Here is a 12,385-nt window from a genome sequence, read left to right as displayed (position 1 = left end):
TAGTCTGTTTAGGTGTGCTATAAATGATATTAAATACGAATTAAATTATGAATATTATAGACGATCTGAAATTGCAATACAAAATGGGAGGAATAGCAATCAGGCTAATCTTTTGGAACGTTCTTTGTTTTTTAGTTTCATTATTGTTTTTTTATAATTTTAAGGTTGGCGCATTTGATTTTCCAAGTTGGATTGCACTTTCCTCAGAACCTTCTAGTTTTATTGTAAAACCTTGGACTTTTTTAACGTACGCTTTTCTACATGATGGTTTTATGCATTTGTTTTTTAATATGATGGTTTTAAACTTTTCAAGTACTTTGTTTTTGACATTTTTTACCCCGAAACAATATTTTGGGTTGTATATATTGAGCGCTATATTTGCTGGAATAGCATTCGTTACCGGATATTATTTTTTGAATTTAAGCTCGGCTATTGTTGGAGCTTCGGCTGCAATAATGGCTATTTTAGTTGCTACAACAACGTATCATCCTTTGATGAATGTGAGATTATTGCTAATAGGAAATGTAAAATTATGGCATATTACTTTTGTAATTATTGTGATTGATTTAATGCAGTTTCGATTAGAAAATACTGGAGGTCATATTTCGCACTTATCGGGCGCTTTTTTTGGATTTATTTTTATTAAATTGCTTCAAAATGGGGTTGATTTAAGTAAGATAGTTTCTCGTTTTTTAGGTTTTTTTAGTAATTTATTTTCAAAATCTTCTTCCACGCCTTTTAAAGCGGTACATAAAAATTATAACAAACCAGCGGAAAAAAGCACATCAAGAATAATTACTAAAGATAAAGCGCAGCAACAGATTGATGAGATTTTAGATAAAATAAGTCAATCCGGTTATGATAGTTTAACCAAAGAAGAAAAAGAATTTTTGTTCAAAGCGGGGAAGTAAAGTTGACTATTTAATTTTCTTTTTGAAAAACAAAACTAAAGAAATGAAAAATCTTTCATGGTTCAATAAAATAATGTTTCTTTTAAATATAGTGCTTACTATAGTGACATTCATTGCTTATGTTTTTCCTTTTTTAGCTCCAAAATCTTTTCCCCTTTTATCTGTATTGACTCTTTTTATGCCTTTCTTTTTTATTTTGAATGGATTGTTTTTTATTTATTGGGCACTACAATTTAAGAAAAGAATGTTTATATCAGGATTAGTTCTTTTGATAGGAATTACTTTTATTAACAAATTCTATAAATTTTCTGCTACAGATTTTCCTGTCGAAGAGAAAGATTTTACTGTAATGAGCTATAATGTGCGCCTGTTTAATGTTTTTAAATGGATTGATAGAGATGATATTCCATCCGAAATTTTGTCTTTTATAAATGATAAAAATCCTGATATTCTATGTATTCAGGAATATTCATCTTCTGCTGATATAGATTTAAAAGTATATCCACATCGATATATATTTACAGACGGAAATCAAATTAAAACCGGACAAGCCATTTTTTCTAAATTTCCAATTATCGATCAGGGTAATATTGTTTTTCCTAACTCAACCAATAACATAGTTTATGCGGATATTAAAAAAGGAAAAGACATTATCAGAGTTTACAATATGCATTTACAATCCTTGAAAATATCTCCTGATGTACATGAAATTGATGAAAATATTGAATCGATTAATCAAGATAAATCACAAATGATGCTTAAACGAGTGAGTGTTGCGTTTAAAGAGCAACAGCAACAGGCTGAAATTTTTAAAGAACACAAAAAGGATTGTAAGTACCCTATTATTATTTGTGGCGACATGAATAATAGTGCTTTTTCCTATGTATACCGCAGTATAAAAGGGAAACTGAAAGATAGTTTTGAAGAAGCTGGAAAAGGTTTTGGGGCCACTTATAAATTCAGGTATTATCCTGCCCGTATCGATTATATTTTTGTTGATGAGAAAATAAGGGTCAAGAAATTTGAGAGTTTTCCTGAATTTATTAACTCGGATCATTTTCCTGTAATGGCCAGGTTATCTTTTGAATAAATCTGTTAGAATCTATTTTATTGGAAGTTGTTGTTTCTTCAAATAATCCACTGCATATTTTCCCTCATTAAATAATAAATCCAAAATGCTCAAATTATTGATAAAACCATATTTGTCATCAAAAACTTGTGTGTAAGTTTCAAAAGAAGAAGGGTCCTTTTTTCCATCTACCAAAAATCTAAAGTCTGAAATTAAACTTGTATCTATTTCATGAAAGTACTCCGTTGTGGTGTCAAATTCTAATTTCATTCGCATACATTTGGTAAGAATCGCAAAAGATTCAAAATTTAAATCTAATAGGAATACGTGTTTTTTTTCGAATATTGGACGTAAGTCATCTTCGAAAAATTCAAAAAAGGGTGAGCTTCTGTATGCTGCTTCAAGTGATTTGAAATGTTGTTTTTGCCAATCGAAACCAGGTTCTATTTTTATATCTTTTGATTTTTGATGACTTTCTTTCGAATGCTTTACAGGGATATTCAATAACTGAATTCCATTTGGGCTATAGATATAAGCACGGTTGCGATTGGTTTGTTTTTGGAAATTATCCTCTATTTCAAATGTGATACTTTCAGCCTGGGTCATGGCTGCAAAATGACTTATAGATGGGAAATAGGTAGGATGTAATAATGTGTTCATGTTTGTCTAAAGTTTTTAAAGTTATAAAATCGAAAGCTGTAAAATTTGATAATACATAAATTTTAAAACTTTCGACTTTGAAACTTTTGACTAATTGTTTTTCTCTTTTCTTTTTTTTAAAAAATACTCTCCAACAAAAAATGCCGCTAAACCGAGCAGAAATAATTTAAAATAAGATTGTGGTTGTCCTTCGCCATTAACGGTAGTGAAAACTCTATCCCAACGAATTTTATTTAAACCTTTGCCGTTTGTATCCCAACTCATCCAGATAAAAATAGGTTTTCCTACAATATGATCTTCGGGTGTATAGCCAAAATAACGAGCATCTAATGAGTTATGACGGTTGTCACCCATCATCCAATAGTAATTTTGTTTAAAGGTATATGTGGTTGTTTTTTTATTATTTATATAAATAATGTTAGCAACGACTTTCAGGGTATTTCCTTCGTATTCCGAAATTATTTTTTTGTAAAATGGAAGGGATTTTAAGTCTAAATTTACCGTTTTTCCTTGTTTTGGAATATAGATTGGACCAAAATTATCATTGGACCAATTGTTTGTTACAGATGGTTTTCTATCGTGAAAATCGGGAAATATACCATCTTCTGGTCCTTTATGTATTACTCTAGTTACAGAGATTATTCCAGGAACATTTTTTAATCTTTTAGCTCCGGCAAAAGTTAACGCATTTATTATTAACGTATCTCTTGTCTCATTAATAAATCCAGCTCCATCAGTTGCATTTAAATCCTTTAATAAGTATTCAAAATCTATTGGTGTTTTACCATCATAAACTGCTTTATAGGAATATTGTGGTTTTGCTCTTTCTGGCAAAATTAATTCTTTTCCATTGATAAAAACAATTCCGTTTTTTATTTCAAGACTGTCACCAGGAATTCCAACACAACGTTTTACATAATTTGTTCTTTTATCAATAGGTTTATCGTATCTCTTATCAGCAGGAATATACATATTAAACAAAGTATCTGCTGGCCAATTGAAAACGACTATGTCATTGTTTTTAATTTTTTCATAGCCAGGAAGTCGTAAATAGGGTAGTTGTGGTTTTGATAAATATGATTTTATATTTAAAATTGGTAAAGTATCAAGAACCATTGGTGCAGCGACTGTTGTTATTGGTACTCTTGCTCCATAATTGAATTTACTAACGAATAAAAAATCACCAATTAACAATGATTTTTCTAAAGACGCAGATGGGATTGTATACGGCTGAATTAAATAAGTGTGCACTAAAGTAGCTACAATAATTGCAAAAAGTAAAGAGCTAATGGTATCTGCTGTTTTATTTTCAGGATGTAAGCTCCTTTGAGATTTATAATCTAACTTTTGAGTGTAGTTGATATAATAGATATAGAACCCAAAAGTTATTATTCCTAAAAAAGTATCTAAATAAGATTTTTTCCCAAAACTTCTCAGTGTTTCAACCCAAATTACAGGAAACATAATAAGGTTAATTATGGGGATAAATAGCAAAACCGTCCACCAAGTGGGACGGTTTATTATTTTCATTAAAACTATAGCATTATAAACTGGAATGACTGCTTCCCATTTTTTTCTACCTGCGCTTTCGTATAGTTTCCAAGTCCCTAAAAAGTGAACGACCTGAATGATTAGAAAAAAAAGAAACCACTGATTTAGTGTCATAATATTTGCTTATCGTTTAAAGGTTTTTAGATTTGTATTTTAGTTAAAGTTCCTTTTTCTCTTTTCTTTTTTTCCAAAAATATTCTCCAATAAAGAAGGCAATTAAAGCAAGTAGGAATAGTTTAAAATAAGATTGCGGTTGGCCTTCACCGCTAACGGTTGTGAAAACTCTATTCCAACGAATTTTATTTAATCCTTTTCCATGAGGGTTAATACTTAACCATATGAAAATGGGTTTTCCTACGATGTGATCTTCAGGAACGTATCCCCAATAGCGGCTGTCTTCAGAATTGTGACGGTTGTCTCCCATCATCCAATAGTAATTTTGGTCGAAAGTATAGCTATTGACAACTTTACCATTAATTCTAATTTCGCCTCCATTAACTTTTAAATCTTTTTTCTCATATTCAGAGATAATCATTCTGTAAAATGGCAGCGTTTCGGTAGTCAATGCTACTGTTTTTCCTTTTTCTGGAATATAAATTGGACCAAAATTATCGCGGTTCCATTTGTTGATATGAGGGAATATACCATCTTCAACACCTTTTGAAATTTGTCTGGTAACAGATATTACCCCGGGAACATTTTTTAATCTTTCGGCGCCTGCAGCAGTAAGTGCCTTCAAGAATAAAGTGTCTCTTAATTCACTTTTAAAGCCTGCGTCATCCGTAACATCTAATTCTTTTAAAAGAGATTCAAAATCGATTGGTGTTTTTTTGTCCAATGCAACTGCATAAGAAAATTGAGGTTTAGCTCTTTCCGGTAATTGTAATATTTTACCATTGATGTAAACTATACCCTCCTTTATAGACAAACTATCGCCAGGAATACCAACACATCTTTTTACATAATTTGATTTTTTATCAACGGGTTTATATGCTCTTCTTTTTGATGTGTCAAAAAACTTATAAACGGTATCGACCGGCCAGTTGAAAACGACTATATCTGTTCTGTTTATATTTTGAATACCAGGCAATCTGAAATATGGCAATTGTGGCCAACTTAGATACGATTTGCTTTTAGTCATTGGGATTGAATCATGAACCATAGGCAAAGCGACTGTGGTCATAGGAACTCTGGCGCCATAATTCATTTTGCTTACAAATAAAAAGTCACCTATTAATAATGATTTTTCCAACGAAGAGGTAGGGATGGTGTACGGTTGTATGAAATAAGTATGTACTAAAGTAGCTACAATGATTGCAAAAAGCAATGAGCTGATCGTGTCTGCGGTTTTATTTTCAGGTTGTAAACTTCTGTTGGTTACGTAATCAAGTTTTTGCGTGTAATTAATATAATAGATATAAAAACCACACGTAATAATCCCTAAAAAGGTATCTAAAGAAGTTCTTTTTCCAAAGCTTCTTAAAGTTTCAACCCAAATTACGGGAAACATTATAAGGTTAATGATAGGTATAAAAAGTAAAACAGTCCACCAAGTGGGACGACCTATTATTTTCATTAATACGATGGCATTATATACTGGAATAGCAGCTTCCCAACGTTTTCTTCCAGCAGCTTCGTATAACTTCCAAGTTCCTAAAAAGTGAATTACCTGAACCAGAAGAAAAAATACAAACCATTGATATAGTGTCATAATATGTTTATTTGGTTAATCGTTTATTTGTTTATTCGAAAGTTAGAAATTTTTATGATTTCTAAAAATCTATTTATCTAAATCTAATACGTCTTTCATTGTAAAAACGCCTTGTTTGCCCACAATCCATTCAGCTGCAATTACAGCTCCAAGAGCAAAACCTTCACGATTATGTGCTGTATGTTTTATCTCTATAGTATCTACAGATGAATTATAAGTTACAGTATGAGTTCCGGGAACAGTGCCAATTCTTTTGGTTTCGATATGAATTTGATTTGGTTCAGCATTTTCTAATGTCCAGTTCGTGTAAGAACTATTTTCAATAACTCCTTTTGCTAATGAAATTGCGGTTCCACTTGGAGCATCCAGTTTTTGAGTGTGGTGAATTTCTTCCATTTCTACTTTGTAGCTGTCGAATTTCGCCATTATTTTTGCTAAATATTCATTAAGTTCAAAGAAAATATTTACACCTAAACTAAAATTTGAACTAGAAATAAAGGCGCCTTTTTTTGCTTCGCAAAGTGCGAGCATTTCATCATAATGTTCTAGCCAGCCCGTAGTTCCTGAGATTACTGGTACATTAGCGTTAAAACAACTGGAAATATTACTGACTGCAGCAGTTGGGACACTAAAATCTATAGCTACATCAGCATTTGAAAGTCCTTCATAAGTATTGAATTCATCTTTTTTCAAAACGATTTCATGACCTCTTTCGAGAGCAATTCTTTCTATTACCTGACCCATTTTTCCGTATCCTAAAAGCGCAATTTTCATTTGTTTTAATTTTTTTAAATTTAAATAATCAATAACCTGACGTGTTGTTTGTGTTAAGGTTAAAAATTATAATTAAGAGTTAGTCCGAAGTTTGTTTTGAATGTTACATCATTTGGATAAATAATTGGCCTTACGGATAAGTTTTCATCAACATTAAATTGTATTAATGCAGCGTCTACATTAGCATCCACAATATTCAGGGCATAAAATGCCAAAGTGAATAAAGCAGACAAATCTCTGTTTCTTTGGTAGAATTTTTGTCCGGCAATTAATCTGGTTTTATCCAAATAGGCATAATTGTCGTCTGTGTAGCCTTCTAATCTCCTTTTATAAGCATCTCTATATTGGTGGTATTTTTTATTACTATCAATATAAAAATATAAACTGGTTCCAATAGCTCCGTATACTAGCGGTATTTTCCAGTATTTTTTGTTGTAAGCCTGACCTAATCCTGGTAGAACTGCCGAATAAAATGCAGCTTTTGCCGGAGTTAAGGGATCTATGTCATTCGATTTCAATGTGTCTTTAGCGACTAAAACAGCATTGGTTTTTGTTTGTGCAAAAACAGTTGCGTTTCCAGTTATAAAGAGAAATAAACCTATGAAAATGATTTTACCCACTACTCGTTTATTAGTTTAATAATTCTGTTGAAGTCTTCTTCAGAGTGAAATGGAATAGTGATTTTTCCTTTACCGTTACCAGCTACTTTTACATCTACTTTGGTCCCAAAATAATTGGTAAAAACGCTTTTGTGAGTATCCGCGATTTCAAATGAAGCCGCTTTAGGTTTACCGGCAGGTTTTGGTTTTAAACTTTCCTGATAGTTTTTTACCAAAGCTTCTGTATCGCGAACCGAAAGGTTTTGACTAACGATTTTTTGATAAATATCCGTTTGAATATCTTGATCTTCAATGTTGATTATCGCACGACCATGACCCATACTGATAAAACCATCACGAATTCCAGTTTGGATTATCGGATCTAATTTCAAAAGTCTTAAATAATTAGCGATAGTAGAACGTTTTTTTCCTACTCGCTCACTCATTTGCTCCTGAGTCAATTGAATTTCATCAATCAAACGTTGGTAAGAAAGTGCTATTTCAATTGGATCTAAATCATGACGTTGAATGTTTTCAACCAAGGCCATAACCAGTGATTCATTATCATTTGCAATACGAATGTAAGCAGGAACGGTTGTCAATCCCACAAGAGTTGACGCACGAAGACGTCGCTCCCCTGATATCAACTGGTATTTATTGAATTCTAATTTACGTACGGTAATAGGCTGGATAACACCTAATTCTTTAATGGAAGTTGCTAATTCTCTCAATGATTCCTCATTGAAATTACTTCTGGGCTGAAATGGATTTATTTCAATCGCATTTATTTCAAGCTCAATAATATTTCCTACAACTTTATCGGCATTTTTATCGTCAACGGATTTTATATCGTTTTCCGGATCTTTTAATAATGCAGATAATCCTCTTCCTAAGGCTTGTTTTTTTATTGCTTTTGCCATAAAACTATTTACTGTTTTTCTTTATAACTTCTTGAGCCAGATGTAAGTAGTTAGTAGCTCCTTTGCTTGTAGCATCGTAGTTTATTATACTTTCTCCAAAGCTTGGCGCTTCGCTCAGTTTTACATTTCTTTGAATAATGGTATCAAAAACCATATCGTTGAAATGTTTTTGAACCTCTTCAACTACTTGGTTTGATAAACGCAATCTTGAGTCGAACATGGTTAATAATAACCCTTCGATATCTAAATCTGGATTGTGAATTTTTTGGATGCTTTTTATCGTATTCAATAATTTGCCTAAACCTTCCAGTGCAAAATACTCACATTGAATAGGAATAATTACAGAGTCAGCAGCAGTCAAAGCATTCAACGTAAGCAATCCAAGAGATGGCGCACAATCGATAATGATATAATCGTACTCGTCTTTGATACTTTCCAATGCTTTTTTAAGCATATATTCCCTGTTTTCTTTATCGACTAATTCGATTTCAATTGCAACAAGGTCAATATGTGATGGAATTACGTCCACATTTGGAGCAGAACATTTTATGATGGCCTCTTTTGGCGTATGACTATGTTCCAGAATTTGATACGTACCTATCTCTACAGATTCTACATCAATTCCTAATCCTGAAGATGCATTTGCCTGTGGATCAGCATCAATAAGTAATACTTTTTTTTCTAAAACACCCAGTGAAGCAGCTAGATTTACAGATGTTGTAGTCTTTCCAACTCCCCCTTTTTGATTAGCAATCGCGATGATTTTGCCCATTTATTTTTCTAAATTTTGAACCGTAAAAATACAATTATTTATGGTTTCTAAAAATCTATTTTGTTAACATTTGTTAAAGCTTGATTAGTCGTCATTTGACAATTTAACAATTTTATAAATTGTAGCTTTTTTAGGAAGCTAATCCAGATGTTCGTTTCAAGTTCTTTATCTATTCCCTTATTTCTCTAAAAGCATAAAAGAAGCTTCCTATGGTCGCTCTTTTCTGTCATGAAATAATGGCAAGTAGCTCGGCGAAGCTTTTCACGATCGTCTGGGCTAGGGGAGTTGGGATTTAATGCTGTTTTGGGGAGTCAATTTCAGTTATATTTCTAAACTGTTTTTTATGCTAAATAAATTTATTTCTTATTTCTCAGAATAGTTTTGGAGAAGCCAAAAATAGTTATATATTTGCCACCGCTTACGGGGTGTAGCGTAGCTCGGTTATCGCGCCTGCTTTGGGAGCAGGAGGCCGCAGGTTCGAATCCTGCCACCCCGACAAAAAATCCTTTCTGTATTTTCAGAAGGGATTTTTTTTATTATAGAATAACAAAAACTGATTATTCAGGTTCTATAATACCACAATTATGACTTATTTTTGTGCTGTTAAAAAAAATAATATACTTTACTATGTCTGATACAATCGAAAAAATTAAATGTCTTATTATAGGTTCTGGTCCAGCAGGTTATACTGCAGCTATTTATGCCGCCAGAGCTAATATGAATCCAGTTTTATACCAAGGAATGCAACCAGGTGGACAACTTACTACAACCAATGAAGTAGAGAATTTTCCCGGATATGTTGATGGAGTTACAGGTCCTGAGATGATGGTTCAATTACAAGCGCAGGCACAACGTTTTGGTTCTGATGTACGTGATGGTTGGGCAACTAAAGTAGATTTTTCAGGAGATATCCATAAAGTATGGATTAATGGTACTAAAGAATTACATTGTGAAACCGTAATTATTTCAACCGGAGCATCTGCTAAATATTTAGGCTTACCTACAGAACAACACTATTTAAAAATGGGTGGAGGGGTTTCTGCATGCGCTGTTTGTGACGGTTTTTTCTATAGAAATCAGGAAGTAGTAATTGTTGGAGCAGGAGATTCAGCTTGTGAAGAAGCACACTATTTGTCAAAACTTTGTAAAAAAGTAACGATGTTAGTGCGAAGCGAAAAATTCAGGGCTTCTAAAATCATGGAAGAACGCGTTCGTAAAACAGAGAACATAACTATATTAATGAATCACGATACTGTTGAAGTATTAGGAGACGAGCAAGTTGTTGAAGGAGTAAAAGCAAAAAATAAAACAACGGGGGAGATTTTTGATATTCCTGCTACTGGTTTCTTTGTAGCCATTGGTCATAAGCCGAATACAGATATTTTTAAAGATTATATAACATTAGACGAAACTGGTTATATTATCAATACTCCTGGGACTTCAAAAACGAATGTTGGTGGAGTTTTCGTAGCCGGAGATGCTGCAGATCATGTGTATCGTCAAGCTATTACCGCTGCTGGAACAGGTTGTATGGCTGCTCTGGATGCCGAAAGATATTTAGCTTCTAAAGAATAAAGTCAATTAGATTTTTTTACTCTAATTAACTTTTCAAAATGAAAAAGCCCCATTTGCCTTAGCAAGTGGGACTTTTTGTTTATAATTTATGGAGTAAGTTTCAATACAATGTTATTATATTTCTTTTTTTGCTCCCCTCCTTCGGAGGGGTTGGGGGAGGAAGGGGTTGGTGAGGATTTTCTATTTTAGTTTTTTTATCAATTTAGCTTCATCGGTAAATTTCCGGATTTCAATTTTTGGAGTTCCTAAAAGTTGAATTTCTGATTTATTAGCAGCATCAATAATTACTGCTGTTGTTGCGTTTAAACTGCAATTGGAATAACTTTCGGTGGTGATATCAGCATTTTTTAGAATAAGTTTGTTCCCTGTCAAGTTCGAGTTATTATCCAATCGGATAATTGCATTGGTAGCATCACCTTCAATAGTTGCATTTGATTTTTGGTACATATCAACTTTCAGATCAATAGTGGAAATTAATGCTTTTAAAGAGGAACTTTTACTTAATTCAACAATTGCGCTTTCTGATTTTAAATTCAATTCCGTTTTTGATTTATCATCCGCCTGTAATATGAAATTTTTTGCATTGACATTTAAATAAAGTTGGGAATTATCATAGGCTTTAAATGTTAAATTTTCTACTTGAATTTCTTGTATTGCATTTATACTCGATTTATTTCTGGATGTTACCAAGTTTAAATCTTTAGTATAGGTAACTCTTACAATTAGTTTTTTATAATTTACGGCTTCTTTTGTGGCGTAAATACGAAGTGTTTTGTCTCTTAAATCGAATGAGATAATATCCTGTAAATTATCATCGGCTTCAATTTTCAGGTCTGTTTTTTCTCCTCTCTCCAAATGAACTTCTAGATTGTCTTCAACTTCAAGCATTTCAAAATTACCAACTTCTCTTTGTTCAACGGTAACTGTTTTTGATCCTTTTATTTTATCTTTCTTTTGTGCTAATATCAATGTGGTTGATAAAAAAAGCAGGAGTATGATAGTATGTTTTTTCATTTTTATTTGGATTAGGATGTATACAAATATAAAAAAATCATCCACTTTTGATGGATGATTGATCTTATTTTTAGAGTAAATAGTTTTATTGTTCCTGGTGGATACTTCCTGCTGAATTTTCTTCTTTTCGAATTGATTTTGGAACAGTATTATAACTTACTGTCGATCCGCTTGATGCTTCTGCGTCTAGGCTTACAATTGGATGGACATTAATTGTAGAGCCACTTGAAGCTTCAGCTTTAATATCATTCGCTAATAAATCTTTGGCATTTATTGTACTGCCGCTTGATGCTTCTGTATTAAGTTGAAGTGCTTTCCCGTTGATGTTAATAGTACTGCCGCTACTGGCTTCGCTATAAATAGTATCAAATTCAATGTTTAAATCTATTGAAGCAGCGCTTGAGGATTCCAGTTTTATATTTTCCCCTTTTAATGTATGGCTACTTTTGATTGTAGCTGCACTTGAAGCCTCTAATCCTTCTATAACAGGCATTTTTACTGTTACTTTTTTTGATTTTATATTGTTGAAAGAATTGTAATCACAAGCAATAATAAGGACACCATTCTCTACTTTGGCAGTGATTTCTTTCTGTAAATTGTCATCAGCTTCAACAATGATTTCTATTTTGTTAGATTGTTCAATAACAAGATCTATGGTATTGCTGACTTCTACATTTTTAAAATCACCCTGTACAATTCGTTTTTCGGTTGTAACGTGACCACTTCCTTCTATTGATTTCATGTTTATCATATGATTACATGATGCAAATAGCAAGGCAATCAAAGTGACAATAATGAATTTTGTGATTAGTGTGATGATTTTTATCAT

Annotated in this window: 12 protein-coding genes and 1 tRNA gene; 4 read left to right on the top strand and 9 right to left on the bottom strand. The window is 32.5% G+C overall.

All coding sequences use genetic code 11. The annotated features are described in order from the left end of the window. Positions 1-47 precede the first annotated feature (47 nt). Both T410_RS00815 and T410_RS00810 read left to right on the top strand, forming a co-directional pair. Entirely contained in the window at positions 48-911 is an 864-nt protein-coding gene (locus T410_RS00815) for a rhomboid family intramembrane serine protease (protein WP_035667797.1), read from the top strand. 43 nt (positions 912-954) lie between these two features. Further along, positions 955-2,001, top strand: a complete 1,047-nt coding sequence (locus T410_RS00810) for an endonuclease/exonuclease/phosphatase family protein (protein ID WP_035667794.1) — start codon at positions 955-957, stop codon at positions 1,999-2,001. Between the two features lie 12 nt (positions 2,002-2,013). Here T410_RS00810 and T410_RS00805 read toward each other — a convergent pair whose 3' ends face one another. The 7 genes from T410_RS00805 to T410_RS00775 form a co-directional block, all read right to left on the bottom strand. After that, on the bottom strand, positions 2,014-2,640 hold the full coding sequence (locus T410_RS00805; protein ID WP_035667792.1) for a WbqC family protein: 627 nt from the start codon (positions 2,638-2,640) through the stop codon (positions 2,014-2,016). A gap of 90 nt (positions 2,641-2,730) precedes the next feature. After that, positions 2,731-4,305 (bottom strand): signal peptidase I, encoded by a 1,575-nt coding sequence (gene lepB, locus T410_RS00800; protein ID WP_035667790.1) that lies wholly within the window; start codon positions 4,303-4,305, stop codon positions 2,731-2,733. 43 nt (positions 4,306-4,348) lie between these two features. Beyond that, positions 4,349-5,902, bottom strand: coding sequence for a signal peptidase I (lepB, locus tag T410_RS00795; RefSeq protein ID WP_035667787.1), 1,554 nt, complete (start codon positions 5,900-5,902; stop codon positions 4,349-4,351). Positions 5,903-5,971: 69 nt separating this feature from the next. Beyond that, positions 5,972-6,676, bottom strand: coding sequence for a 4-hydroxy-tetrahydrodipicolinate reductase (gene dapB / locus T410_RS00790; RefSeq protein WP_035667785.1), 705 nt, complete (start codon positions 6,674-6,676; stop codon positions 5,972-5,974). 59 nt (positions 6,677-6,735) lie between these two features. Then, a complete protein-coding gene (locus tag T410_RS00785) occupies positions 6,736-7,296 on the bottom strand; it encodes a DUF5683 domain-containing protein (protein ID WP_035667783.1) in 561 nt (186 codons plus the stop codon). Next, the gene (locus T410_RS00780) at positions 7,296-8,195 is read right to left on the bottom strand and encodes a ParB/RepB/Spo0J family partition protein (RefSeq protein ID WP_035667781.1); all 900 of its coding nucleotides are present in this window, start codon (positions 8,193-8,195) and stop codon (positions 7,296-7,298) included. Before T410_RS00780 ends, T410_RS00785 begins: the two co-directional genes overlap by 1 nt. 4 nt (positions 8,196-8,199) lie before the next feature. Then, positions 8,200-8,967, bottom strand: a complete 768-nt coding sequence (locus T410_RS00775) for a ParA family protein (protein ID WP_035667779.1) — start codon at positions 8,965-8,967, stop codon at positions 8,200-8,202. A gap of 421 nt (positions 8,968-9,388) precedes the next feature. Here T410_RS00775 and T410_RS00770 point away from each other — a divergent pair. Together T410_RS00770 and trxB are read left to right on the top strand one after the other, a co-directional pair. Further along, positions 9,389-9,463: transfer RNA gene (locus T410_RS00770), tRNA-Pro, on the top strand. Positions 9,464-9,594: 131 nt separating this feature from the next. Continuing rightward, a complete protein-coding gene (gene trxB, locus T410_RS00765) occupies positions 9,595-10,542 on the top strand; it encodes a thioredoxin-disulfide reductase (protein WP_035667777.1) in 948 nt (315 codons plus the stop codon). A gap of 180 nt (positions 10,543-10,722) precedes the next feature. Here the strand turns inward: trxB and T410_RS00760 are convergent, their stop codons facing one another. Next, positions 10,723-11,556, bottom strand: coding sequence for a GIN domain-containing protein (locus tag T410_RS00760; RefSeq protein ID WP_035667774.1), 834 nt, complete (start codon positions 11,554-11,556; stop codon positions 10,723-10,725). Between the two features lie 85 nt (positions 11,557-11,641). Further along, positions 11,642-12,385 carry a head GIN domain-containing protein gene (locus T410_RS00755; protein ID WP_035667772.1) on the bottom strand — a complete coding sequence of 248 codons (744 nt, stop codon included), beginning with the start codon at positions 12,383-12,385 and terminating at the stop codon, positions 11,642-11,644.

The sequence above is a fragment of the Flavobacterium sp. 83 genome (assembly GCF_000744835.1).
GTDB lineage: Bacteria > Bacteroidota > Bacteroidia > Flavobacteriales > Flavobacteriaceae > Flavobacterium.
Note: the sequence above shows the minus strand (reverse complement) of the source record. Positions and strands in the feature narration are given on the sequence as shown.

Coding starts and splice junctions, on each gene's coding strand:
- T410_RS00815 (WP_035667797.1), top strand. CDS start 48: ATGAATATTATAGACGATCTGAAATTGCAATACAAAATGGGAGGAATA.
- T410_RS00810 (WP_035667794.1), top strand. CDS start 955: ATGAAAAATCTTTCATGGTTCAATAAAATAATGTTTCTTTTAAATATA.
- T410_RS00805 (WP_035667792.1), bottom strand. CDS start 2,640: ATGAACACATTATTACATCCTACCTATTTCCCATCTATAAGTCATTTT.
- lepB (WP_035667790.1), bottom strand. CDS start 4,305: ATGACACTAAATCAGTGGTTTCTTTTTTTTCTAATCATTCAGGTCGTT.
- lepB (WP_035667787.1), bottom strand. CDS start 5,902: ATGACACTATATCAATGGTTTGTATTTTTTCTTCTGGTTCAGGTAATT.
- dapB (WP_035667785.1), bottom strand. CDS start 6,676: ATGAAAATTGCGCTTTTAGGATACGGAAAAATGGGTCAGGTAATAGAA.
- T410_RS00780 (WP_035667781.1), bottom strand. CDS start 8,195: ATGGCAAAAGCAATAAAAAAACAAGCCTTAGGAAGAGGATTATCTGCA.
- T410_RS00775 (WP_035667779.1), bottom strand. CDS start 8,967: ATGGGCAAAATCATCGCGATTGCTAATCAAAAAGGGGGAGTTGGAAAG.
- trxB (WP_035667777.1), top strand. CDS start 9,595: ATGTCTGATACAATCGAAAAAATTAAATGTCTTATTATAGGTTCTGGT.
- T410_RS00760 (WP_035667774.1), bottom strand. CDS start 11,556: ATGAAAAAACATACTATCATACTCCTGCTTTTTTTATCAACCACATTG.
- T410_RS00755 (WP_035667772.1), bottom strand. CDS start 12,385: ATGATAAAAATCATCACACTAATCACAAAATTCATTATTGTCACTTTG.